Origin of the sequence: Gordonia sp. LUNF6 (genome assembly GCF_047041125.1) — a bacterium.
GTDB lineage: Bacteria > Actinomycetota > Actinomycetes > Mycobacteriales > Mycobacteriaceae > Gordonia > Gordonia sihwensis.
In genome coordinates this window covers 3,123,617-3,147,706 of sequence record NZ_CP178181.1, presented here as the reverse complement: position 1 = coordinate 3,147,706, position 24,090 = coordinate 3,123,617, and the positions used below count along the sequence as shown (strand labels likewise).

General features: G+C 67.7%; 24 protein-coding genes. 14 read left to right on the top strand and 10 right to left on the bottom strand.

What is annotated here, in order from left to right; translation table 11 throughout:
* Positions 1 to 217 precede the first annotated feature (217 nt).
* Both ACK8HH_RS14710 and ACK8HH_RS14705 read right to left on the bottom strand, forming a co-directional pair.
* Complete coding sequence (locus ACK8HH_RS14710) at positions 218 to 1,801, bottom strand: GMC family oxidoreductase (protein WP_062365929.1); 1,584 nt, start codon at positions 1,799 to 1,801, stop codon at positions 218 to 220.
* Positions 1,802 to 1,823: 22 nt separating this feature from the next.
* Positions 1,824 to 3,527 carry an aldehyde dehydrogenase family protein gene (locus ACK8HH_RS14705; protein ID WP_412475291.1) on the bottom strand — a complete coding sequence of 568 codons (1,704 nt, stop codon included), beginning with the start codon at positions 3,525 to 3,527 and terminating at the stop codon, positions 1,824 to 1,826.
* Between the two features lie 291 nt (positions 3,528 to 3,818).
* Here ACK8HH_RS14705 and ACK8HH_RS14700 point away from each other — a divergent pair, with 291 nt between their 5' ends.
* The gene (locus tag ACK8HH_RS14700) at positions 3,819 to 4,862 is read left to right on the top strand and encodes a PucR family transcriptional regulator (protein WP_412475290.1); all 1,044 of its coding nucleotides are present in this window, start codon (positions 3,819 to 3,821) and stop codon (positions 4,860 to 4,862) included.
* A gap of 11 nt (positions 4,863 to 4,873) precedes the next feature.
* Here ACK8HH_RS14700 and ACK8HH_RS14695 read toward each other — a convergent pair whose 3' ends face one another.
* Together ACK8HH_RS14695 and ACK8HH_RS14690 are read right to left on the bottom strand one after the other, a co-directional pair.
* A complete protein-coding gene (locus ACK8HH_RS14695; protein ID WP_412475289.1) occupies positions 4,874 to 5,785 on the bottom strand; it encodes an oxygenase MpaB family protein in 912 nt (303 codons plus the stop codon).
* Between the two features lie 468 nt (positions 5,786 to 6,253).
* Entirely contained in the window at positions 6,254 to 7,315 is a 1,062-nt protein-coding gene (locus tag ACK8HH_RS14690) for an o-succinylbenzoate synthase (protein ID WP_006895682.1), read from the bottom strand.
* Between the two features lie 243 nt (positions 7,316 to 7,558).
* Between ACK8HH_RS14690 and ACK8HH_RS14685 the strand changes: the two genes are divergently transcribed.
* The 9 genes from ACK8HH_RS14685 to ACK8HH_RS14645 are packed head-to-tail and all read left to right on the top strand — an operon-like array spanning position 7,559 to position 14,673.
* Positions 7,559 to 8,896 (top strand): cytochrome P450, encoded by a 1,338-nt coding sequence (locus ACK8HH_RS14685; protein ID WP_062365917.1) that lies wholly within the window; start codon positions 7,559 to 7,561, stop codon positions 8,894 to 8,896.
* Positions 8,897 to 8,898: 2 nt separating this feature from the next.
* The gene (locus ACK8HH_RS14680) at positions 8,899 to 9,489 is read left to right on the top strand and encodes a TetR/AcrR family transcriptional regulator (protein WP_006895680.1); all 591 of its coding nucleotides are present in this window, start codon (positions 8,899 to 8,901) and stop codon (positions 9,487 to 9,489) included.
* Positions 9,490 to 9,539: 50 nt separating this feature from the next.
* Positions 9,540 to 10,421 (top strand): SDR family NAD(P)-dependent oxidoreductase, encoded by an 882-nt coding sequence (locus ACK8HH_RS14675; RefSeq protein ID WP_062365916.1) that lies wholly within the window; start codon positions 9,540 to 9,542, stop codon positions 10,419 to 10,421.
* Positions 10,422 to 10,439: 18 nt separating this feature from the next.
* Complete coding sequence (locus ACK8HH_RS14670) at positions 10,440 to 11,030, top strand: hypothetical protein (RefSeq protein WP_006895678.1); 591 nt, start codon at positions 10,440 to 10,442, stop codon at positions 11,028 to 11,030.
* Positions 11,027 to 11,536, top strand: a complete 510-nt coding sequence (locus tag ACK8HH_RS14665; RefSeq protein WP_006895677.1) for a hypothetical protein — start codon at positions 11,027 to 11,029, stop codon at positions 11,534 to 11,536. Before ACK8HH_RS14670 ends, ACK8HH_RS14665 begins: the two co-directional genes overlap by 4 nt.
* The gene (locus ACK8HH_RS14660) at positions 11,533 to 12,144 is read left to right on the top strand and encodes a hypothetical protein (protein ID WP_006895676.1); all 612 of its coding nucleotides are present in this window, start codon (positions 11,533 to 11,535) and stop codon (positions 12,142 to 12,144) included. The genes ACK8HH_RS14665 and ACK8HH_RS14660 overlap by 4 nt, the downstream gene beginning before the upstream one ends.
* Positions 12,144 to 12,740 carry a hypothetical protein gene (locus ACK8HH_RS14655; RefSeq protein ID WP_278124836.1) on the top strand — a complete coding sequence of 199 codons (597 nt, stop codon included), beginning with the start codon at positions 12,144 to 12,146 and terminating at the stop codon, positions 12,738 to 12,740. Before ACK8HH_RS14660 ends, ACK8HH_RS14655 begins: the two co-directional genes overlap by 1 nt.
* A 17-nt stretch (positions 12,741 to 12,757) precedes the next feature.
* Positions 12,758 to 13,957: an NAD(P)/FAD-dependent oxidoreductase gene (locus ACK8HH_RS14650; RefSeq protein ID WP_278124834.1), complete on the top strand. Its 1,200-nt coding sequence runs from the start codon at positions 12,758 to 12,760 to the stop codon at positions 13,955 to 13,957.
* Positions 13,954 to 14,673, top strand: coding sequence for a DNA alkylation repair protein (locus ACK8HH_RS14645; protein ID WP_006895673.1), 720 nt, complete (start codon positions 13,954 to 13,956; stop codon positions 14,671 to 14,673). The genes ACK8HH_RS14650 and ACK8HH_RS14645 overlap by 4 nt, the downstream gene beginning before the upstream one ends.
* Before the next feature lie 21 nt (positions 14,674 to 14,694).
* Here the strand turns inward: ACK8HH_RS14645 and ACK8HH_RS14640 are convergent, their stop codons facing one another.
* The 3 genes from ACK8HH_RS14640 to mftR all read right to left on the bottom strand — a co-directional run bounded on the left by ACK8HH_RS14640 (position 14,695) and on the right by mftR (position 16,964).
* Positions 14,695 to 15,081, bottom strand: a complete 387-nt coding sequence (locus ACK8HH_RS14640; protein WP_006895672.1) for a hypothetical protein — start codon at positions 15,079 to 15,081, stop codon at positions 14,695 to 14,697.
* A 58-nt stretch (positions 15,082 to 15,139) separates the two neighbouring features.
* Positions 15,140 to 16,198: a ferredoxin--NADP reductase gene (locus ACK8HH_RS14635; RefSeq protein ID WP_006895671.1), complete on the bottom strand. Its 1,059-nt coding sequence runs from the start codon at positions 16,196 to 16,198 to the stop codon at positions 15,140 to 15,142.
* Between the two features lie 154 nt (positions 16,199 to 16,352).
* Positions 16,353 to 16,964, bottom strand: a complete 612-nt coding sequence (mftR, locus tag ACK8HH_RS14630) for a mycofactocin system transcriptional regulator (RefSeq protein ID WP_006895670.1) — start codon at positions 16,962 to 16,964, stop codon at positions 16,353 to 16,355.
* Positions 16,965 to 17,104: 140 nt separating this feature from the next.
* Between mftR and mftA the strand changes: the two genes are divergently transcribed.
* From mftA to mftD, 4 genes are all read left to right on the top strand, one after another.
* Complete coding sequence (mftA, locus tag ACK8HH_RS14625; RefSeq protein WP_101841532.1) at positions 17,105 to 17,197, top strand: mycofactocin precursor MftA; 93 nt, start codon at positions 17,105 to 17,107, stop codon at positions 17,195 to 17,197.
* The gene (gene mftB, locus ACK8HH_RS14620) at positions 17,197 to 17,568 is read left to right on the top strand and encodes a mycofactocin biosynthesis chaperone MftB (protein ID WP_006895669.1); all 372 of its coding nucleotides are present in this window, start codon (positions 17,197 to 17,199) and stop codon (positions 17,566 to 17,568) included. Before mftA ends, mftB begins: the two co-directional genes overlap by 1 nt.
* Before the next feature lie 4 nt (positions 17,569 to 17,572).
* Positions 17,573 to 18,862, top strand: a complete 1,290-nt coding sequence (mftC, locus tag ACK8HH_RS14615; protein WP_006895668.1) for a mycofactocin radical SAM maturase — start codon at positions 17,573 to 17,575, stop codon at positions 18,860 to 18,862.
* A gap of 350 nt (positions 18,863 to 19,212) precedes the next feature.
* The gene (gene mftD / locus ACK8HH_RS14610; RefSeq protein WP_222111227.1) at positions 19,213 to 20,430 is read left to right on the top strand and encodes a pre-mycofactocin synthase MftD; all 1,218 of its coding nucleotides are present in this window, start codon (positions 19,213 to 19,215) and stop codon (positions 20,428 to 20,430) included.
* 103 nt (positions 20,431 to 20,533) lie between these two features.
* Here mftD and ACK8HH_RS14605 read toward each other — a convergent pair whose 3' ends face one another.
* The 3 genes from ACK8HH_RS14605 to ACK8HH_RS14595 form a co-directional block, all read right to left on the bottom strand.
* Entirely contained in the window at positions 20,534 to 21,826 is a 1,293-nt protein-coding gene (locus ACK8HH_RS14605) for an alkane 1-monooxygenase (RefSeq protein ID WP_006895666.1), read from the bottom strand.
* Between the two features lie 206 nt (positions 21,827 to 22,032).
* Positions 22,033 to 22,833: a mycofactocin-coupled SDR family oxidoreductase gene (locus ACK8HH_RS14600; protein ID WP_006895665.1), complete on the bottom strand. Its 801-nt coding sequence runs from the start codon at positions 22,831 to 22,833 to the stop codon at positions 22,033 to 22,035.
* A gap of 128 nt (positions 22,834 to 22,961) precedes the next feature.
* Positions 22,962 to 24,074, bottom strand: a complete 1,113-nt coding sequence (locus ACK8HH_RS14595) for a CaiB/BaiF CoA transferase family protein (protein WP_278124825.1) — start codon at positions 24,072 to 24,074, stop codon at positions 22,962 to 22,964.
* Positions 24,075 to 24,090: the final 16 nt, after the last annotated feature.

The following is a 24,090-nucleotide window of genomic DNA, read 5'->3' as shown; positions in this document are numbered from 1 at the left end:
AGTAATCGAGCGTGTCGAGATCTGCATGAGTGTTGTCGTCGGACAAGTAGTTTCGACTCGCTGCGCTCGTTCAACCGGCCTGCGGGGAGGCCCAGGGTAATCGAGCGTGTCGAGATCAGCACGAGTGTTGTTGTCGGACGACTAGTTTCGACTCGCTGCGCTCGCTCAACCGGCCTGCGGGGAGACCCAGGGTAATCGAGCGGTCGGGGAGGCCGGGTCAGCCCTTGATCAGATCCGCGGCGCGTTCGCCGATGACGACCGTCGGCGCGTGGGTGTGGCCGCGGACGATCTTCGGCATCACGGAGGCGTCGGCGACGCGCAGACCCTCGACGCCGCGGACCTTGAGGTCGGGCGTCACGACGCTGGCGCTGTCCGAGCCCATCCGGCACGTGCCGGTCGGGTGGTAGAGCGTGTGCGAATGCCAGGTCAGCGCATCTTCGAGAGTGGCTTCGATGGTGTCCAGCTCCCGCTTCGGCTGCAGGAACCGGCCGATCTTCGACGCCAGCGGCTCCGACGTCGCGATCCGGTGGGCGGCGCGCAGACCTGACATCAGGGCCGCGCGGTCGGCGCCGTCGGCGTCCGACAGGTAGCGCGGGTCGATGAGGGCCTTGGCGGTCGGGTCCGACGACGCCAGTGAGACTGTGCCGCGACTGCGTGGGTCGACGAGGATCGGACCGAGACCGATGCCGTGACCTGGCGCGTCCCCGATGCCCTCGTCGTAGAACGGCGCCGGACCGAAGATGATCTCGATGTCGGGCAGCTCCAGGTCGGGGCGGCTGCGGATGAAGCCGTAGGCCTCACCGACATTCGAGGTGAGCATGCCGCGGCGGCGCGTCAGATAGTTGAGCAACTCCAACGGCTTCTCGGCGCCGTAGAGGGTGTCGGAGTCGACGGCGAAGCCGATCAGCGACATCAGGTGATCACTGAGGTTGCGGCCGACCTCGGGCAGATGCTGTGCCACGGCGATGCCGTGCGCGCGCAGTTGCTCTTGATCGCCGATGCCCGACAGCAGGAGAAGCTGCGGCGTGTTGATCGCGCCGCCCGAGAGGATCACCTCCTTGCGGGCGCGGACGGTGTGGGTGACGCCGTCCTTGAGGTACTCGACGCCCACTGCGCGCGAGCCCTCCAACAGCACCCGGGTTGCGTGCGCATCGGTGAGCACCGTCAGGTTCCGGCGCGACCGCGCGGGCTTGAGGTACGCGTCGGAGGCGCTCCAGCGCGACCCGTTCTTCTGGCACACCATCGTCTGCGTGAAGCCTTCCGGCTGAGGCAGATTGGCACGTTCGCGCTTGAATCCAGCCTGTTCGGCCGAGGCGAGGAAGTCGGACGTCCAACCGCGCGGGCTGCGCTGGTGGGCGACGTTGAGCGGCCCGTCGCGTCCCTCGTCGCCCTCGACGGCGCCCTCGATCGACTCGATGCGCTTGAAGTACTCGACGACGCTGGCGAACGACCATCCGTCGCCGGCCTCCAGCGCCCATGCGTCGTAGTCGGCGGCGTATCCGCGCACCCACATCATCGCGTTCATCGACGACGATCCGCCGATCATCTTGCCGCGCGGGAAGAACACCCGGCGGTCGCCGAGCTCTGGCTGCGGCTGGGTGAGGTAGTTCCAGTCGAGGTCGGTCTGGAACTGCTTGGAGAAGGCGGCGGGAATGCGGACGGACTGGCTCTTGTCCTCACCGCCGGCCTCGAGTGCGACCACCGTGTCGGCCGACCGCTCGCTCAGACGGGCAGCGACGACGGCTCCGGCGGAACCGGTGCCGACGACGACGTAGTCGGCGTCCATGGAAGTGGTTGTCATTGAGTCCCTTTCAGTCGAACGGTCAGCCGCGCAGGGCGGAGGCGAAGATTCCGGGCAGACGACTCGCCCGCGGATCGGCGGCGAACTCGGTGAGCCGCTTGCCGGTCGTCGCGGCGGTCTTGTTGTTCACGAACCATGGCGGCTTCGGCGACAGTGCGAGTTCTCCGCGGATCACCGATCGCGGGGCGGGGCGGAACGGCCCGCGGACCACGGTGCGCTCGATTCCGTCCATCAGCCAGGCGTTGTGCACCACGCCGATGCCGCTCTGCACGTCGTCGATGGTGTGGCCGGGGTACGCGCCCCACGACGCGGTCGGCGTCAGGTAACCGACGCCGGTCCAGGCGTTGATGGCGATGGTTCCGTAGTGGAGATCTTCGACGAGGTCGTCGAACGCCGCGCCGAGTTCCTTGACGCTGGCCGGCGCCGCGATGATGTTGACGCCGAGGGTGCCTGCGAAGACCTCGTTGGCCGTGCGCGCCGCGGCACCGGTGAAAGCCGCACCGGTGCAGGGGATCTCGACGACGCCGTAGACCGGTGAGAAGTACTCGCCGGACAGGATGGGTTCGGTCGCATCGGGGCGGACGTCGTCGACCAGCAGGCGACCGCCGCCCGGGCCCAGGCGTTCGGCGTTCGGGTACGACTCCAGCGCGCTCGCGACGCGGTCGTCGCTCCCGGGGTAGTAGGCGGCGCGCTCGGGTGCGGCGGCGATGGCGTTGCGCACCTCGGCGAGGAACCGGTCCTTCTGATCCCGGTCCGACGAGATGATGAGGGCCTGCGATGCCACGCAGTTGTATCCGCCGTTGTGCAGACGCTGAGTGGCCACGTGCTGTGCCTGGAACTTCAGGTCGGCGTTGCTCCACCGGCCGGGGATCACGATGGTGGGGGAGACTCCGCCCAGCTCGCTGGTGACCGGCTTGGTCAGCTTGGGGTCGCTCGCGCGCTTGCGCTCGACGGCCTCGTCCCCGACACCCCACACGATAGCGTCGTGGGTGCGTGCACTGCCGGTCATGTGCACGTGGTTCACGAGATCGTGCTGGACCAGCGCGCCGCCGACCTCGGCCCCGCCGGTGACGATGCGGACCGCGCCGACCTCGATCAGCGGGGCGAGGACCTTGCCGAAGACGGGAAGCAGCGGATCGGTGATCGGGTTGAGCTTGAGCACCACCACGCGGTTGTGGGCGATCAGCTCGTACAGCACGTCCAGCGGTGCGATCGACATGATGTTGCCTGCGCCCAGCACCACGCCGATGCCCGCGGTCCGCGACGGGTCGAGCTGCGCGAGCCCGGCCTCGGCCTTTGCTGCGGCGCGACTGACTCCCCGGCGCAGCCACACCTCGGCGCTGAAGCCGCTGAGCAGCAGCCCGTCGTAGACGCTGGTCGGCAGGACGTTGACGGCGACGCGGTCGCGGACGTCGTGGAACTTGACGTCGGCGAGCGGACTCCGGCCCTGTGCGAGGTGGTCGAGGGTGTCGGCGAGGACGCCGAGGCTGGCGGCCATCACATACGGTCCAGACATCCATTCCTCGCCGACCAGCGGCGAGTTCGGGTCGAGGCCCTTGATCTGCACGGCCGTGTCGACCCACTCCTGGGCGTGGGCGCCGGTCAGATCGCGCATGCGCATCAGGAGGTCGCGACGCTGCTCGAGCGTCGTCGTCGCCCAGCGGCGTTCGCCGTCGACGAGGTCGGTCAGCGCGGACTCGACCGCCTGCAGTTCGAGGTCTTGCATTTCTGCTCCATTCGCCAGGTGAGCGTGCACGCTCGGCAGTGATCGCTCCATTGTGTGAGTGGGGTCACCGACGGTGCCAGGTATGGCGGCACAGGGTTGATCCGGCCGACTTTGTGCCGGTGCACAATGGCCGCGTATCGTGGGTCACACTGCGATTGATTGGACGTGCACGCGTGAACTCCCCGACCACTCCGCGGTTGAACTCACCCGCGCTTCTGCTGCTCAGCGACGTCCCGCATCACCCAGGCCGACCGTTTCTACGTCGACGGCGGCCCGCTGGCGGAGGAGGAGTTGCGGGGCGCGTGCCGGGACAATCTGGCGGAGATCATCCGGGCGCTCGCCGGGGCGGAGCCGAACCTCAAGCCGGCGCTTGCGGTCGGCCGACTCAAAGCCGAGCGAGGGGTGCCCTTGGCGGCGCTGCTGCACGCGTTCCGGCTCGGCGGCCGACTGATCTGGGAACAGCTGACGGCGCTGTCGAAGGGGCCGGGTGACCCGGAAGTCCATGAATGCGCGACCCTGCTCTGGGAGTTGATCGACGCATTCTCCGACGCCGCGGTCGAGGCGTACCGGGACACCGAGACCCTCCTCGCGCACTCCGACGCGCAGGCGCGCTACCGCCTGATCAGGATGCTCTTCGACGACCACGCCGACGGTTCGGTGCGTTCGCTCGGTGCCCTGCGAACGCTCGGGGTGCCTGAGGACGGCGTGTTCCAGGTGGTGGTGATCATTCCGGCGGATCCGGGCCAGGCGCTGCCGGCACCGGTCACGTCATCCTTGCGCGACGCCGGGGCTCAGACGGTCTGGGACAGCCAGGCGGACGTGCACATCGGGCTGCTGCGCACCGCGTCGTCGCGAGAGGCGGTGCGGGCGGTCGACAGACTCGGGCAGGCAGTCGCCGGGCGGATCGGCGTCAGTGCCGAGTTCGGTACTCCGCTGGGGATTCCGGAGGCTCTCGGACAGGCGCGGCTGGCGGCGCGCAGCACGCCGCCGGGCACGGAGGGGCTGGTGCGGTTCGGCAGTGACCCGATGGCCCATCTGCTGGTGACCGCGTCCGGCGCGGCGCGAGTGTTCACCGAGTCGGTGCTGGGCGGTGTGCTTCGGCTTCCCCCACCCGACCGCGACGATCTGCTTTCGGTGCTGGCGGAGTGGTATCGCTGCCACGGGGCGGCCGGCGATGTCGCCGAGGCGCTCCACTGCCACCGGAACACGGTCCGCTACCGATTGCGCAAGGTTCGGGACCTCACTGGACGCGACGTGACCGACCCGGTGCAGTCGGCCGAACTGTACGCCGCCTTGCGGTCAGTTGAAGTGCTGGGGATCGTGGCAGATGAGTGACTGGCGCTCGCTCACCCGTTGTGGATCCGGCGCGGATCCACGCCGGTGCGTTCCCAGCCCTCGGCCGCCCACGGTGTGTACAGCATCCGAATCGGAAGCCGGTTGAACAACGGGTTCGCTGCGCGCATCCCCGCTGCGAAGCGATCGAAACGGCGCTGCTTCCGGTCGTCCCAGTCGAGTTCGCAGACCTCGCGCATCTGGCGGGGGAGGGTGCCGACGATGACGGTTCGTAGAAAGGCGTTGATCGGGGCGGAGATCACGCGCCACAGCGGCCGGGGCATCCAGCGCGGTCCGGGAACGCCCTTACGCAGGTACCCGGTGGCGTAAAGGATGGTCCTGGTGGGGACGAACTTGTCGCACATCGTCTCCCAATAGACGCAGAAATCCTCGTAGGTCTCCGGCTGGCTGCGCGCGGAGACGCCGTACAGCTGATACCACGTCTTGCCCTCTTCGAAGATCTGCTCCTTCTCCTCGTACGACAACCGCCGGATGAATGTGTCTGTGATAGTCAGGACTTGATCGACGAACGTCGCGTGCGCCCAGTAGTAGAGCTCGGGGTTCAGCGCGTGATACCGCGAGCCGTCGGGCACCGTTCCCTTGATGTCGCGGTGGAAGTCGCGGACCCGTCGGCCCCACTGGTGCGGCTGGTCGGAGTACACGGTCCGCATGATCGGCGGGCCTGTGCGCCGGGCGCGGCCGAGGAAGTCGGAGAAGATCACCGAGTGGTCTTCCACGCCCTGCGCGAGTTGTTCGATGCAGTTCTCCGTGCCGGCCAGACGCTGGAAGCCGAGGACTCCCCGGATGTCGCCGTAGAACTTCCACACCAGGGAGTCGGCGCCGAGGCGCAGATCGATGGAGTCGATGTCGACGTAGGCGGGTTCGGCCTCTCCGACGCCCGCCTCGAACACGTCCGGTGAGTTCATGCGGTCTCCTATGACGCGTGCGGCGTGATGACGTCGACTGTAGCGCCGCGTTGGAACAGATGTAAATATTTGTGTCAAAGTTTGCGAGGAGACCTCAGGGTTATCGAGCCGGGAGGCGCCGCAGGCGCCGAGCGTGTCGAGATGGGCGTGACTGTTATTGCCTGGCGGGTGGTTTCGACTCGCTGCGCTCGCTCAACTGGCCTGTGGGGAGACCTCAGGGTGATCGAGCGTGTCGAGATTGCGTGAGCGTTGCCTGGCGGGTGGTTTCGACTCGCTGCGCTCGCTCAACCGGCCTGTGGGGAGACGCCAGGGTTATCGAGCCTGTCGAGATGGGCGTGACTGTTATTGCCTGGCACGTGGTTTCGACTCGCTGCGCTCGCTCAACCGGCCTGTGGGGAGACCCCAGGGTTATCGAGCCTGTCGAGATGGGCCTGCGAGGCGACCCCAGGGTGATCGAGCGTGTCGAGATCAGCGCCGGGTCAGCAGGTCGTGGCAACGACGCAGGCGCTCGTGCCACCATCGAGTCCGCTCAGCGGACGCCAGCGGAAGGTCGATTCCCGGCTCCACACGTCGCGGCCGAACCGTGCCGTGTTCGATCCGGAACGACCGTGCGACGTCGCGGACGAAGAACTCGCCGGTACCCAACCCGCACGCGCGGTCGAGGTCCGGGAGTGCGGCGGCCGCTCCGATTCCGGCGGCCATGCCGACGGCGGTGTCGAGGGCGCTGGAGACGACCACGTCCATCGGGAGCCGTTCCGCCAACGCGACCAGCGCCCGCATACCGCCTAGTGGCGCCACTTTGAGTACGGCGATGTCGGCGGCGTCCAGCGCGGCCACCCGCATCGGATCGCCGGCCCGGCGGATGGACTCGTCGGCCGCGATCGGGACCGAGACGGCGCGGCGCACCTGCGCGAGTTCCTCGACCGTCGCGCACGGCTGCTCCACGTACTCCACGTCACCGATCGCGGCGACGGCCTCGATCGCCTGTTGCACGCTCCAGCCGCCGTTGGCGTCGATCCGGACGGTGCCGACGAGGTCACGGGCGGCCGCGACCCGCTCGACATCGTCGGCCAGACTCTGTCCCGGTTCGGCGACTTTCACCTTCACCGTGTCGACGCCGGGATACCGCGCGATTAGGCCGGCCACCTCCTCGGCGGGAACCGCGGGCACCGTCGCATTCACTCGCACCGAGTCGCGAACGGGCGCCGGCGGACCGAGGTAGGCGGCCTCGATGCCCGCCGCGAGCCAGGTCTTGGCCTCCGCGTCCTCGTATTCGACGAACGGGGCGAACTCGCCCCAGCCCGCGGGACCGGAGAAGATCAGCGCCTCGCGGACCTTGACCCCACGGAATCGGGTGTGCATCGGCAGCGCGACCACCTTGGCCGATTCCAGCAGGTCGTCGGCCGACGGCATGCTCGGCGGCGGCGGGTTCTTCGGCTGCAGCCGGAAGGTCGGCACACCCTTCTTCCGGTCGTCCGACGTACCGAACGGCGACTGCTTGTTACGGCCGGTTGGCGAGGAGAAGACCATGTCGGCCAGCGTATCGCCCGACTGCCCCTCGGTTCCGCGGGAAGTGTCGGGGAGACGGTTTCGGCTCGCTGTGCTCGCTCAACGAGCTTTGAGGGCGGACGCCGGCCTGAAGTGAGGGGACGTCCACGGCGTGCGACGGATTCGCAAATATGTCCCACGAACTATAGACACAGATCTACCTATTTGTTTCAATCGAGATATGGGCCGGATCACAACTGAGGCGGCCGGTATCGAGGAGGAACGATGGTTGCAGTGCTCGCCCAGCCGGAGGCCGGCAGCGATCTGAAGGCGGTGCCGCTCAGCGATCGCAATGGAGTGCTGGAGATCCTTCAGATGCGACGGGATCCGTTCGGCTACTCCGACCGCAAACGTCTGCAGTACGGCGACGTCTCGGGAATGAACGCCTTCGGCGTCCGCATCGTCACGTGCATGGGCGCCGAGGCGGCGAACGAGATCCTCATGAACAAGGACCGCGCGTTCGCGAACGCTCCGGCATGGAGCTACTTCATCGGACCGTTCTTCAACCGCGGCATCATGCTGCTCGACTTCGAGGAACACCGGAACCACCGGCACATCCTCCAGCAGGCTTTCACGCCCAAAGTCCTCAAGGGCTACATGGACGAACTCCAACCGATGGTGGCCGACCGCGTGTCCCGGTTCCCGACCGGCCGAGTGAAGCTGTTCTCCGAACTCAAAGCGCTCACGCTGGACGTCGCACTCGAAGTATTCCTCGGGCTCGAACTGCCGCAGCACGAGGCGGACCGGCTGAACAAGGCCTTCATCGAGACCGTCCGCGCCGGCGTCGCATACGTCCGCAAGCCGGTCCCGGGCGGTCGCTGGTGGAAGGGCGTCCGCTCGCGCAAGGTCCTCGAAGACTTCTTCTACGAGCACATCGCCGCCAAGCGGGCCAACGCGACCCCCGACCTCTTCTCCGTGCTCTGCCACGCCGAGGGCGACGACGGCGAGACCTTCACCGACGAAGACGTGGTCAACCACATGATCTTCGTGCTCATGGCGGCGCACGACACGTCGACCATCACGATGACCCAGATGGCGTACTGGATGGCGAAGTACCCCGAATGGCAGGAGAAGGCCCGCGCGCAGTCGTTCGAGTTCGGACCCGACCTCGATTACGCAGACCTGAGCGGGTTGACCGTCTTGGACTCGATCATGAAGGAGTCGCTGAGACTGTGTCCGCCGGTTCCGGCGCAGCCGCGCATGGCAGTCAAGGACACTCAGGTCCAGGGCTTCTTCATCCCGGAGGGGACGATGGTCTCGGTGCCGCAGCTGATCAATCACCGCGACCCGCAGTACTACACGCACCCGGCGATGTTCGACCCCGAGCGCTTCTCCGCCGAGCGCGCCGAGGACAAGGGGCACCGGATGGCGTGGATGCCCTTCGGCGGAGGCGTGCACAAGTGCATCGGACTGTACTTCGGCCAGATGGAGATCAAGACCGTGATGCACCACCTGCTCCGCGGCTACGAGTGGTCGGTCCCCGCCGCGTATCAGGTGCCGATGGATTACAGCGCCCTGCCGGTGCCGAAGGACAAGCTCCCGGTGCAGATGCGGAAGCGGTAGTCGTGCCTGCGACGCGAAAGGCCAGGATCACCGCCTCGGTGTCCGAACAGGAACGCGACATCCTCGACGCTGCGGCCGCGGAGTTCGCCGCTGTCGGCGTCCGGAAGGCGGGGATGGACGAGGTGGCGCGGGCCGCGGGAGTGAGCCGGTCGACGCTCTACCGTCGTTTTCCGAACAAAGAGGCGTTGTTTCGGGCGGTCGCGCTGGAGACCTTCGAGGCCGGCCTGTCACGTCTCGAGGAAGCCGTCGAGGGGATGCCGCCGCGAGAGGCGGTCGCCGAAGCCTTCGCGCGCGGGGCCGAGATGGTGCAGACAGATCCACTCCTGCGACGGGTGGTTCACGAAGACCGGACCGTACGCGAAGTGACCTCCGGTGTCAGCGCACTGTTCATCGAGATGGTCACCGCGAGGATCGCCGCGACCCTCCGTTCGGCCGGCGCCACGATGGCCGACGACGACCTGCTGCAGGCCGTGGAGATCCACGTGCGCGTCGTCATGTCGTATCTCGAAGTCCCAGCGAGCGACCCGGCTCACTCGACCTCCGACTACGCGCGTGCGGTGGCTCGCAAGCACCTCGCGCCGATGATCCACTGAGTACCCATCGGGCATCCGGCCGGATGCCGCCCCTCGACCCAGGAGCACCCATGTCTGTTTCGCTGACCAGCCGGTTGTCGCGTGATCGACGGCGCACGGCGCGTCTGGCCCGGATCCGCGCGCGGCTGGCGGGGAAGGTCGTCGCGATCACCGGCGGAGCACGCGGCATCGGCTTCGAGGTCGCGACTGAGCTCCTCGACGCGGGTGCGAAGGTGGCGATCGGTGACGTCGATGTCGATGCGGTCGGTAAGGCGGCGGCAGATCTCGGCGTGGAGGGAATCGAACTCGACGTCACCGACCGCTCGTCGTTCGAGAACTTCCTGGACACCGTCGCCGACCGGATCGGTCCCGTCGACGTGCTGGTCAACAACGCCGGAATCATGCCGGTGGGCCCCTTCCTCGACTACCGCGAGACGCTGATCCGGGCGACGCTCGACGTGGACCTGCTCGGGGTGATCCTCGGCAGTCAGGCTGCGGCGACTCGCATGGTGGCCCGCGGACACGGCCAGATCGTCAACATCTCGTCGGTGGCCGGACGTCTGCCCACACCGGGGTTGACGGTGTACAACGCGGCGAAGGCAGGCGTCATCGAGTTCTCGGAGGCACTCGATTCGGAGCTCGCCGGCCACGGTGTGCGGGTCGGAGTGGTGATGCCGACCTTCACCCAGACCGGACTCATCGACGGGCTCGCGACCAACTCGATGGTCACCTCCGTGAATACAGCCGTCGTCGCCGAACAGGTGCTCGCCTCCATCGCCGGCGTCCGGGTGCGTGCCGCTGCCCCGCGCTCCATGGGCTGGGTGAACGCCTACCCGATTCTGCCGCGGAGCCTGAAACGCGCCTTGCTGCGCACCACACGCTCGGGCGAGATCTTCATGAACCCCGATGCCGAGTCACGATCCGCTTACAGCAGACGGATAGGCCAGAGCTGAATCAGTACGCTCGACCGGGTGGGGTTCAGATCAGACGACCGCCTCAGACAATGGAGGCGCGCGCGCAGCGAACTGCGCAGTGCGCGTGACGATTTGGCGGAGGCCGAGGCGTCGGCCGGGTTGCGTTCGCGGATGTCGCGCCGCACGCGGTGGATTCTCGCGACGGTCGCCGTCCTCGCGCTCGCAGCTGCGGGGGCCGGAATCTGGTACGCAGCGGCAGCACCCCAGCGGTATTCGGACGAGGACTATCTGAAAGCGGCGACGGCCGAGGTGGAACTGCTGCTGGACGTCGACGCGAACGACCCCGCACGTGCCAAGCGCATCCTCGCCGGCGCCACCGGCTCCTTTCACGACGCCTTCGCGCAGTCGGCGGACGCCTACAGCTCATATGTCAAGGACTCCGGCGCCCACGGCCAGGGCCGCATCGACGCGGCCGCCGTGCAGTCCAGTTCGGCCGACGGCGCCGAGGTGATGGTCGCCGCCAGTGTCCAGGTCGGCGACCGTGACACCGAGCAGGACGCGGCCCCGCTGCAGAATCTGCGCCTGGTCGTCAGCCTGGTCCCCGAAGACGGAGACCTCAAGGTCGACGGGTTGGTGATGGTTCCGTGAACCGCTTCCTCACCTATCTCGAGAAGCCGATGTCGACGTGGGGAACGGTGCTCCGACTCGGCGTGACCGCCGTCGTCTTCACCGCGGGGTTGATCTTCTGTATCAGCGGACTCGACGACCACGCTGAACAGCGCGACGCCGCGCAGGCGCGGCAGACGCTGCAGGAGAAGGCCGGAACCATCGTCGCCGACGTCTTCTCCGTCGACTCGCGAACCTGGGCCGGCGACCGGAAGACCGCGCGCAGCCTGGTGGCGCCACCGCTGTCGATCGCGTCGGGCCCCGCACTGAACGGGCCTCCGCCCGACGGCACCGCGTCGGTGAGTTGGGTTCCGCAGAACGTCGCCGTCTCCTGGGCCGACGGTGACGCGGGAGAGGCGCTGGTGATCGTGCAGGTCACGGTGACCTCGCGCAGCGGGCACAGTGAGAGCAGAACCAAGGCGGTCCAGGCGTCGTACGTCCGCTCCGACGACCGCTGGCTGCTGAGCGGATTGGAGGAACTGCAGTGACCGACGACGCCGCCGACACCCGACGACTGCAGCAGGCCCGCGAGCGGTACGACCAAGCCGTCCGGTCGGAGCGGCAGGCGCGGGCGGCCGCTGAACCCGCGCTGGTCAGGCGCTCCCATCGCCGGGCCGCGGGGGTCCGATTGGCTGTGGTCGCCGCGGTGATCGCCGCGCTCGGACTCATCGGCGTGGGCTGGTGGGCGCACAGTTCGGCGGACTCGATGGCTACTTCGGCGAGCGAGGAGCAGGCGGCGCGCGAGGCCGCCGAGCACGCGATCGTCACGATGCTCACCTCCGATCCGGCGCACGCCGACCGATATGTCGGCGACATCCTGGCAGTCAGCACCGGCGACCAGCGGATCCGGATTCAGGGCGCCCGCGAGCAACTCCAGTCGACGGTGGCGTCGCAGCCGCGCCCCAGTTCCGGTCAGATCCTCTCCTCGGGCGTCGTGGGTACCGAGGACGGCAAGACGTCGGTGCTGGTGGTCGCGCAGGCCACCAGCCCGGAACTGATCGGCGGTGATCCGTCGCAGAGCCGGGTCGGCGTCAGCGTGACGATGGCCGAGGTCGACGGGCACTGGCTGGTGCAGCAGACGGAGGCGGTGTCCTGATGGGAACTCACTCGAGGGACGACGCGGGCGTGGGTGCCGTCGCCGAACCCGAGCGTCCAGCGGCCGGGTCGGGCCCCTGGTCGCGGTGGCGGGCGCAGGTGCCCGGTGACCGTCGGTGGCAGACGGCGTGGGCGCTGGTGACGGTCGCGGCGCTGGTGGTCGCGGTCGTCGGATGGATCGTCGGAGTGCAATCGCGTGCCGAACCCGCCGTACCGGACCATACGGCCGTGCGTGCGGCGTCCGAGGGCGTGGCGGCTCTGATGACCTTCACCCCGGACGACTCCGCCGCGCAGCGTGCCGAAGTCCAGAAACACCTGACCGGCGCGCTGGCCGCAGACTATGCTGCTCGCGGCCCCGACGTGGTCTTTCCCGACGCGGTCTCCGCGAAGGTCTCGATGCGAACCACCGTCTCGAGCGCGGCTCCGGGGGAGCGGCACGACGAACAGATGTCGGTGCTGGTGTTCGCCACTCAGGAAGTGACGGTGGGCAAACAACAGGACTATCCGACGAGAACGGGTATCGCACGATGGGCCACGGTCACTAGAGTGGGCGATGTTTGGCGGTTGTCGCGGGTGGAGAACGTTTCGCCGCAATGAGATTGGGATGTGACGCAGTGGTCGAGGCACCAGTGGTGGTCGTGGGGGCGGGACTCGGCGGGGTCCGCCTGGCGGAGAACCTGCGCAACGGCGGATACGACGGGCCGATCACGCTGCTCGGGGCCGAGCAGCATCCGCCCTACGACCGTCCGCCGTTGTCGAAGACCGTCCTCACCGGCGACGACGAACGCGTCGACCTCAAGCCCGCGGAGTTCTTCCGGGACTCGAACATCGATCTGCGCACCGGTACCCGGGTGGTCGCCGTCGACCCGACGTCCCACACGGTCTCCGTGGAATGCGACGGAACCGTCGCGCCGTTGCCGTACGGCACGTTGGTCCTGGCGACCGGGCTGGCCGCACGGCGCTTCCCGGGGTCGGAGGGCGTCGCCGGAGTGCACGTCATCCGGACCGTCGAGGACGCGCTGGCACTGCGGGCGGAAGCGACGTCGGCGAGCCGCGCGGTCGTGATCGGCGCCGGGTTCATCGGCTGCGAGGTGACCGCGAGTCTGCACTCGATGGACATCTCGGTGACTCTGGTGGAACCCACGCCGGCGCCGCTCTCGGGGCCGCTCGGCCCCCGGATCGGTGAGATGGTCACCCGCCTTCACGTGGAGGCCGGGGTCGACCTGCGGGTGGGCGTGGGCGTCGACGAGATCGTGACGGAGGACGGCCGCGCGGCGGGCGTCGTCCTGTCCGACGGCAGCCGGGTGGACGCGGATCTGATCGTGGTCGGCATCGGCGGCTACCCGGAGCTGGAGTATCTCGAAGGATCGGGTATCGAACTCGCGGACCGTGCGGCCGGAGGCGGCGTCGCGTGCGACGGTGTCGGCCGCACCGGGGTCGCGGACGTGTACGCCCTCGGCGACTGCGCCAACTGGCACGACGTGGACGGTCACGGCCACCGCGTCGAGCACTGGACCCACACGGTCGATCAGGCCGCGATGGTGGCCGCGCACCTGTTGGGTCACGCGATCCCGCATCAGACAGTGCCGTACTTCTGGAGTGACCAGTACGGGCTCAAGTTCCAGATGCTCGGCACGCCGCGCCCGGACGACGAGGTGCATCTGGTGGACGACGACGGCCGCAAGTTCTTGGCGTACTACAGCCGGGAGGGGCTGCTGACCGGCGTCGTCGGCGCCGGCCGAGTGGGCAAGCTGATGAAGGCACGACAGTTCCTGCTCACCCCTACGCCGATCTCCACGCTGCTCGGCGGATGAACGCCGACTCCGGTGCCTCTGAGATCGTCTCGGCCGTCGAGGCGCTCGGGGATCCGGAGCGCGCGGCGTCGTCGCAGCGATTCTTCAAGACCGGACCGGGCCAGTACGGAGAAGGCGATCGTTTCGCCGGTGTGCCGGTGCCGAAGCTTCGGGCCCTGGCCCGGAGTCTGCGTGGACTTCCGCGGTCGGTGATCGTCGACCTCCTCGGCGACCGGACCCACGAGGTCCGTCACCTCGCACTGTTGATTCTGGCCGACAACTACTCGCGCGAGAGCGGCGATCCCGAACGGTGGGTGGACGTCTATCGGGACGCCGTGCGCGGCGGTCGAGTGGACAACTGGGATCTGGTCGACGTCTCCGCGTACGCGATCCTCGGGGATCGGTGCCTGCGCTCGGGCGACTGGTCGGAATTGCTCGAGTGGGCAGCATCGGACGATCTGTGGCAGCGCCGCGCCGGTATCGTCGCGACGTTCGCGTTCATTCGGGCGGGGCGCTGGGAGCAGATCGAGGCGGTGGCTCCATTGGTGATCGACGACCGGCGCGATCTGATCCAGAAGGCGTTCGGCTGGATGCTGCGCGAGGCGGGCAAGCGCGCCGACGAGCAGACGCTGCTCCGCTATCTGGAGGTCAACGCCTCGTCGATGGGCCGTACCGCGCTGTCGTACGCCGTGGAACGACTGTCGACGGAACGCAGGGCTCACTTCCGCTCGCTGTGAGCGGGATCGGAACGCTACCCCTCACTCAGCGGCGGCGCGGCGCGGCGCACCCCGTCGTACCAGGAGAGCGAGGGCGATGAGCGGCACCTGCAGGGGCAGGCGGGCCCATGCGACAGCCTTCAGCGCCGGGCTCTTGTCGACCCACAGACGCACCATGTTCACGTTCGCGGGAAAGACGGCGATGAACAGCATCGCTGCCAGTCCAGCTGCGGTGCGTCGGGTACGCGGAGCGAGAACCGCTGCGCCCAAACCGATCTCGGCCATGCCCGAGGCATAGGTCCACGCGCGCGCGTCGCCGGGCACCTCATCGGGAACGATGGCGTCGAACGGCTTCGGCGCGGCGAAATGCAGTGCGCCGGGGACCAGCAGGATCAGCGACAGGACTCGGGCCAGACGTTCGTTCGTCATGGGCCGAGTCTAGTGCCTGACTCCGGCGGGCCGGTCGCGCGAGTCGGTTCCCCGCGAGTCAGAACTCGATCTTGAGCTTGTCTGCGGTGGGCCGGGCCTGGCAGCCGAGGATGTAGCCGTCGGCGATGTCGTCGGGATCGAGGGCGCCGGTGACCTCCATGTCGACCGTGCCCTCGACGAGCGTGCAGGCGCACGAACCGCACTCGCCCTCCTGGCACGAGTACGGCGCGTCGAGTCCGGCGGCCAGCATGATGTCGACCAGGGTGCGCGACCGCGGCCACGCGAGGGTGTGCGTCTCGCCGTCGAGTTCCACTTCCACTTCGGCGGCGGCTGCGGCCTCCTCGGCCGAGACCTCGCCCAGTTCGACGTCCGCGAACGGGTCGCCCGAGAGCGAGTTGTAGATCTCGACGTGCACCCTCTTGCTGTCGAAGCGGGCCTTGATCAGGGCGCTGTGGGCGGCGTCCATGAACGGGCCCGGCCCGCACATGTACGCGGTGTGCGTGGCCGACATCGGGGCGAAGAGCGTCGCCAGGGTGCGGTCGCTCGGCAGACCCTGTACCGATTCGAGCCAGTGCAGCACCGTCAGCCGGGCCGGGTACTTGGCCTGCAGCCGGCGCAGTTCGTCGGCGAAGATCACGTCGTTCTCGCTGCGGTTGGCGTAGAAGAACGTGATCTGACCGGTTCCGGTGAGCAGGGCGTGCTTCAGAATCGACATCACCGGGGTGACGCCCGACCCGGCTGCGATCAGCAGCAGCGGGGTGTGGAAGTTCGCCGGGGTGAAGACGCCCGAAGGCGGCAGTGCCTCGATCTGCGAGCCGGCCTCCAGGTTGTCGCAGATCCAGTTGGATCCGTAACCGTCGGCGGTGCGCTTGACGGTGACCTTCGGCAGTTTGTCGTGGCGGGGCGCCGACGACAGCGAGTAGCACCGCGCCACGGAACCGGTCTGATCGCTCGGGATCCGCAGAGTCAGGAACTGCCCGGGCAGGTAGTCCTCGAACTTCTCCCGGTGGGTGTCGGGGATGTCGAAGACGATGCTGCGCGCGTCGGCGGTCTCATCGATCACCTCGGAGACGGTGAGGATGGCGCTGCGCGCGCTGTGCGGGGTCAATTCGGTCATCGGTTGACTCTCTGTGGAATCGGGCCCGGCGCTCGGCCGTGGCAAAACTGAAACGTGTTCTATTTAGGATATCAGCGCTTCGAAGTCTGTCACAGACCTCGTTCCGGATGGCGGGAGCCGGGTGTGCGGCGGCGAGTCCGCCGGGGCGGTCGGGCTACGTCTGCGTGAGTGATGCGACCCCGTCGATCAGGATGCGGCTGCCCGATCGCAGCAGGTCGGTGAGGTCGGCCGACGGGTCCGGGAGCCATTGGTCGTATGCGGCCAGCGCGGTGCCCAGCGTCTGCCAGGCGATGGTCTGCGGAACGTGCGACGCGGGGGCGAGTCCGAGTCTGGCACCGCAGTGGTCGGCGATGACCTGTCGCCAGTCCTGGTACATCAGCATCGAGTGGGCCTGGAGCGCCGGTACGCCCAGGAGCAGTGCCATCCGGCGGCGATGTTTGTCGATCTCGGATGCCGGGACGGTGTTGAAGGCGATCAGCGCATCGCGGAGGGTGGCGCCGAGCGGGACGTCGTCGGAACTGTTCCGCAGAAGGTCCCGGAGACCGTCGAGGTGCTCGTTGAACTCACCCCAGGCCAGAGAGTTCTTGGACGGGTAGTAGCGGAACAGCGTGCGGCGGGCGATTCCGGCGGCGGCGGCGATGTCGTCGACGCTGGTCTCGTCGAAGCCGTGCTCGGTGAACAGATCGATCGCGATGGCGCTGAGTCGGCCGCGTGTGGTTGCGGCCGGCCGGCCGCCGAGCACTCCCGCACGCCCAGATCTGGTCATCGCTCATCATCTCCGATCCAAGAAACCGCCGGTCACGATCTTACGACGCACAATTCTCGCCAACCCCTAGAGATTCTGCACCCAGTGCCATTATGGTGTGAAGCGAACCACATCAGTACTCGTGAAGGAGGATGGTTCATATGGCCGATCAGGCGAATGCGACTCAGCAGGATCTCGTGGCTGAGTCTCTGGTGGAGGAAGTGTCCATCGACGGGATGTGTGGCGTCTACTGATGACGACGGCATCGACCACTGTTCCCGGCGGCCCTGCGGCCGCCGGGAGCGGTACCCCATTCGACGTATCGCGTGCGTGGCGGATGAATCCGAAAGTCGCTCTGCGACCGGAGCCGTTCGGCGCGCTGCTGTATCACTTCGGGACGCGCAAGCTCTCGTTTCTGAAGAACCTCGAGGTGGTCCGGCTGGTCCAGTCTCTGGACGACCACGACAGTGCCGACGCTGCGATGACCGCGACCGGCATCGGCGACGGCGATCGCCCGCTGTATCTGCAAGCCCTCTCCGCGCTGAGCGAGTCCGGAATGATCATCGAACGGCAGGCCCCGGACGCCGCCTCTCGACCCGCGCCGGCGCACCCGACCGAGGAGTGACCCTGTGACCACCCTGGAATCCCGCCCCGGCGCCGAGGCTCTCGGCATGCCGTCCCTCACGCCGCCGCTGACGGTGCCCGCGCCGCCGAAGGTCGGGCGCCTCGTCGACCAGTTCGAGCGGGGGCTGGACGCGCCGATCTGCCTCACGTGGGAACTGACGTACGCCTGCAACCTGTCGTGCGTGCACTGCCTGTCGAGCTCGGGCAAGCGTGATCCGCGTGAGCTCTCGACCGAACAGTGCAAGGCGATCATCGACGAGCTGCAGCGCATGCAGGTGTTCTACGTCAACATCGGCGGCGGCGAGCCGACCGTGCGGCCCGACTTCTGGGAGCTCGTCGACTACGCGACCGATCACCAGGTCGGCGTGAAGTTCTCGACCAACGGGTTGCGGATCACTCCGGAGGTGGCGGCGCGGCTGGCCGCGTCCGACTACGTCGACGTCCAGATCTCGCTCGACGGCGCCAACGCCGAGGTGAACGACGCCGTCCGCGGTCCGGGGTCGTTCGACATGGCGGTCCGTGCGCTCGAAAACCTCGCCGACGCGGGATTCCGCGACGCCAAGATCAGCGTCGTGATGACCCGTCACAACGTCGCGCAACTCGACGAGTTCAAGGCTTTGGCCGACAAGTACGGTGCCACGCTGCGCATCACGCGCCTGCGTCCCTCCGGGCGCGGCGCCGATGTGTGGGACGATCTGCACCCGCTTCCCGAGCAGCAGCGCGAGCTCTACGAATGGCTGGTGGCCCATGGCGACCGGGTGCTCACCGGAGACTCGTTCTTCCACCTCTCGGCGTTCGCCGGAGCGGGTGGCAGCGGTCTGCCGGGTCTGAACCTGTGCGGAGCCGGCAGGGTCGTGTGCCTCATCGATCCGGTGGGCGACGTGTACGCCTGCCCGTTCGCGATCCACGAGAACTTCCTCGCCGGAAACATCACCACAGACGGCGGATTCCAGGAGATCTGGCAGCGGTCGGAGCTGTTCACCGAGCTCCGGGAACCGCAGAGTGCCGGGGCATGCGCCAGCTGCAACCACTACGACGCGTGCCGCGGTGGATGCATGGCGGCGAAGTTCTTCACGGGACTGCCGCTCGACGGTCCCGACCCCGAGTGCGTCCAGGGCTACGGTGAGTCGCTGCTGGCCGGCGAACGGTCGAAGCCGACCGCCAACAAGGACCACTCCCGCGGGGTGCCGCTGACCTTGATGACGCGCCCGCCGTCGCGCGACTGCGACGAGAACCCGCTCGCCGGATTCATGCCGACCACCGCGACCGGCTGCTCGTCGTCGGGCTGCTCCTGAGCGATTGCCTTTTGCGCCAGTTGAGCGAGCGTCTTCCCCCCCAGGCTTGTTGAGCGAGCGAAGCGAGTCGAAACATCGGCGAGCTTCCAGCGGGCACGCGGGCGGTTTGCCGTTTCGACTCGCTTCGCTCGCTCAACTGGCCTGAGAAGGACGCTCGCTCAACTGGCCTGGGGGAGGCGCTCGCCCAGCAAGCCTGGGAAGGACGCTCGCTCAACTGGCCTGAGAAGGGCGCTCGCTCAACTGGCCTGAGAAGGACGCTCGCTCAACTGGCCTGGCGAGACGCTCGCTCAACAAGCCCGCCCAGCACAACGCGAACTCTCACATCATTCACAGCAGGAAAGAGACTGATCATGTCCAAGTTCTCCGAACTCATGGAGAAGAACCCGTGGCGTCAGAACCCGTGGTTCGAGACCATCGGCGAGGCGCAGCGTCGAGCCAAGAAGCGGTTGCCGAAGACGGTCTACTCGTCGCTGATCGCCGGCACTCAGGCCGGTATCACCGTCAACGACAATGTGGACGCCTTCGGGGAGCTCGGGTTCTCGCCGCACGTCATCGGGGTGAAGCCGGAGCGCAATCTCGCCACCCGCGTCATGGGGCAGGACCTCCCGTTCCCGGTGATGATCTCGCCCACCGGTGTGCAGGCGGTCAATCCCGACGGCGAAGTGGCGGTGGCGCGAGCCGCGGCCAACCGCGGAACCGCGATGGGACTGTCCAGCTTCGCGTCGAAGCCCGTGGAGGAAGTGACCGCGGTCAACGACAAGATCTTCTTCCAGATCTACTGGCTCGGCAGTCGTGAAGACATCCTGGCGCGCGCCGAGCGCGCCCGCGCGGCCGGCTGCAAGGGCCTGATCGTCACCACCGACTGGGTGTTCAACGTCGGTCGCGACTGGGGCAGCCCGGAGATCCCCGAGCAGGTCGACTTCAACGCCGTAGCCAAGCTGGCGCCTGAGATGATCACCAAGCCCCGGTACGCGATGAGCTGGTTCCGCGACGGCAAGCTCATCATCCCCGACCTGAGTGCGCCGAACATCGCGCACAAGGGCGAGCCGGGACCGACCTTCTTCGACGTCTACGGCCAGTGGATGAACACTCCGCCGCCCACCTGGGAGGACATCCAGTGGCTGCGTGAGCAGTGGGGCGGCGAGTTCATGGTCAAGGGCATCACCCGAATCGACGATGCGCGCCGCGCGGTCGACATCGGCGCCACCGCGATCTCCGTCTCCAATCACGGCGGCAACAATCTCGACGGCACGCCGGCCACGATCCGCGTCCTCGGACCGATCGCGGATGCGGTCGGCAACGAGGTCGACGTTCTGCTCGACGGTGGCATCCGCCGCGGCAGCGACGTGGTCAAAGCGCTCGCGCTGGGCGCCAAGGCCGTCATGATCGGCCGCGCCTACCTGTGGGGTCTTGCCGCCAACGGGCAGACCGGCGTGGAGAACGTCCTCGACCTGCTTCGCATGGGCGTCGACTCGGCGATGATGGGTCTGGGTAAATCCGACGTCGCCGATCTCTCGCGAGCCGACCTGATCATCCCCGAAGGATTCGAGCAGATTCACGGCGCGTGAGTCACGGGGCGACCCGTCGACGGCGATTCGGCCGGCGGCCCTGATCGGGGCCGCCGGCCGATCACATTCGCCGAGTCACCGTCGTCAAGTCATCGCCTGGCCGTCACGTCTTCGCGTGAGTGAACCGACCCCATACGGTGTCGACGACGCCGACCGCGGGCCGCGGCGTCACGCCCCGCGGCTTCTCCCGGCCCTTCGACGGCGGTGCGATCGCGGCAGCCCGTTCGGTGGCGGGCGGCGGGAACCTCCGCAGGAGCCGCTCGCGTCGCGACGGCTGCACGTTGGCGCGCATCACGTCGCCGCGGTAGTGAGCCACCACGCGCGGGTCCATCACGCGTCGCCACAGGGGAGGCATCAGTGCCAGCAGCAGCATCGCCGCGTAACCGGCCGGCATCTGCGGCGCGGTGTCGTACGACCGCAGCGCTTGATAGCGGCGCCGCGGATTCGCGTGATGGTCCGAGTGGCGCTGCAGATGGTAGAGGAACAGGTTGCTGCAGATGTAGTCGCAGTTCCAGCTGTGCTCGGGAAGAATCTTTCCCGGACGTCCGTTCTCACCGACGGGCCGGAGGAGTCCGTAGTGCTCGATGTAGTTGACGCCTTCGAGGATCAGTGCCGAGATGGCTGCCTGCAGGACGAACCAGGGAAGAACGCCGGGGCCGAAGGCGATCGCGACGGCCGCTGCCAGCACCGCGGTGAGCAGCCAGGTCTGGACGACGTCGTTGCGCAGCGTCCAGAAACCCTTGCCCTGCCGCCGGAGCCGGTCGCGCTCGAGCCGGATACCCGAGCGCAGCCCGCCGAAGATCGCGCGGGGCCAGAACGCCCACAGCGATTCGCCCAGCCGTGCGCTCGCCGGATCGCCGGGTGTCGCGACCAGGACGTGATGTCCGACGTTGTGCTCGATGTAGAAGTGCCCGTACGCGCTGGGAGCGAGCGCGATCTTGGCCAGCGACTTCTCCAGCCGCGGCTTCTTGTGACCGAGTTCGTGCGCCACATTGATCGCGATGGCGCTCGAGACCGCGATCGTCATCGACATGGCGATGCGCTCACCGGTGGCCATCGGCGCGTGCGCCAGACACCAGAAGCCGAAGAAGAATCCCGCGTACTGAACCGGAAGATAGGCGTACACGCACCAGCGGTAGTACGGGTCCGCTTCAAGACGCGCCAGAACCTCGTCGGGCGGATTCACTTGATCGAGCCGGACGAGTAGGTCGATCAGAGGAATCAGTACCACGAAAACGAGGAAACCGACGGCCCAGAAGATCCCCCACGACAGATAATGAACCAGCAACCACGCGATGCCGGGGCCGAAAGCCGCCACGATGCCGAGAGGCCAGAGATAGCGTTTGCGGTCGCGCCATCGGTCGGCCTGATCCGGTTGCCGCCCCTGTCGTCGCATACCCCTCGCCTCCCCACCGGTGCCCCCGACGGCCGGTGATTTCAAGACTTACTTCACATCGGCGTCGGATACTCGGATATCGACGAGGAAAGCAGGTTCGTTACCCGGTTTTCACGCCGATGATGACCGCAGGCACGGATCTGACAGACACCGTCTTCGCATGTCAGACGAATGAGACATGCTCGGCGGACGCGGCTGCGATCGAGTCAGACCTTCGAATGACCCATGTCGATCTGGAACTCGGCGCCGGTGACCGACTGGGCCGTCGAGAGGTACAGCACGGCGTCGGACAGATCGTCGAGGCTGGCGACCGGGTAGTGGCCGAGCATTGACGGGAAGTGCATTCCGTACTCCTCGAAGGCCTTCATCGCGGAGGTGTCTTCGAGCCCCATCGGGGTGTGCACCGCGTACGGGTGGACGGTGTTGACGCGGATGCGCTTGGGCCCGAGCTCCTTGGCGGCGGTCTGCGCCAGGCCGCGCAACCCGAACTTGGACGCCGAGTACGACGCCTGCACCGGCATCGCCTTGAGGCCGGCGACGGACGAGATGATGGTGATGCTGCCGCCGTTGCCCGCGTCCAGGATCGCCGGAATGGACGCCTTCAACGTCTTCCAGGTGCCGACCAGGTTCACATCGATCACATCGGTGAACTGCTCCTCGGACAGTTCCCACGTGAGGCCCCAGGTGAGAATGCCGGCGTTGGCCACGACGTGGTCCAGGCGACCGAACTGTTCGACGCCGTCGGCCACGAGCTGCTCCTGGAAGGCGAGGTCGCGGGTATCGCCCTGCCGCGCGAGGATCTTGCCGCCCGCTTCTTCGACGAGCCGGACGGTCTCGGCGAGGTCGTCAGCGGTCGACGGCGGGTAGGTCATGTGGTCGGCCACCGGGCCGGCGAGGTCCATGCCGATGACGGACGCGCCTTCGCGCGCGAACCGGACCGCGTGGTTGCGCCCCTGGCCGCGTGCGATGCCGGTGATGTAGACGACCTGACCGTCGAACTGTCCCATGCTGGTATGCCTCTCGTCACAATGCCCTGAGAGCCAAACTGTAACACGTTCTAGTCAATCGGAAACGGCCGGGACGCACGACGCCGGAGGGCGTGCGTCCCGGCCGTCGGGCCGAGTCGGAGTAGGTCTCAGTCCTGCCAGACCGTCGCCGGGTCGGTGGCCTCACGTGCGGGGCCGACGGGGGTCTGCGTGGCCGATCGCTGGAACCGCGGTGCCACCTGCGCCTGCGTGACGCCGTCGATCTCGACGAGCGTGCCGCGGGCGGCCAGGTGCGGATCGTGAGGAGCCTCGGTGAAGTCGAGGATCGGGGACGTGCAGGCGTCGGTGCCGTCGAAGATCGCCGCCCACTCGTCGCGCGTCTTGGTCTTGAACGTGTCGGCGAAGATCTGCTTCAGCTCGCCCCACTTCGCGGTGTCGAGCTGACTCGGCAGCGACGCCGGGTCGAGTTCGAGACCTTTCAGGAGTTCGGCGTAGAACTGCGGTTCGATGGCGCCGACGGCCATCCACTTGCCGTCGGAGGTCTCGTACACCTCGTAGAACGGGGCGCCGGTGTCCAGGAGGTTGACTCCGCGCCGGTCCTGCCAGAGTCCGGTGCCGCGGAAGGCCCACATCATCTGCCCGAGGACCGACGCTCCGTCGCACATCGCGGCGTCGATGACCTCGCCCTTACCTGAGGCGGCACGCTCGACCAGCGCGGCGAGGACGCCCATGACCAGGAACATCGAGCCGCCGCCGAAGTCGCCGACCAGGTTCAACGGCGGGGTCGGCTTCTCGTTCGGGCGGCCGATGGCGTGCAGCATTCCGGTGAGCGAGATGTAGTTCATGTCGTGTCCGGCGAGGTCGGCGCGCGGACCGTCCTGACCCCAGCCCGTCATCCGGCCGTAGATCAGCCCGGGGTTCACCGCGTGCAGATCGTCCGGACCGAAGCCGAGCCGCTCCATGACGCCGGGGCGGAAGCCCTCGATGACCACATCGGCTTTGGCGACCAGGTTGAGAATGGTCTCGCGATCGGCCGGGTTCTTCAGATTGGCTTCGATGACGCGGCGGCCGCGCAGCATGGCGTCGGCGTTCCGCTCCGGAGACGGCAGTTCGCCTGGCCGCTGGACGCGCACGACGTCGGCGCCGAGGTCGGCCAGCAGCATCGCGGCGTGCGGTCCGGGGCCGATGCCCGCGAACTCGATGACGCGGATGTCGGCGAGGGGGCCGGAACGTCCGGACGGCCGGCGGGTGGGAGTAGACACGGGGAGGACTCCGTTC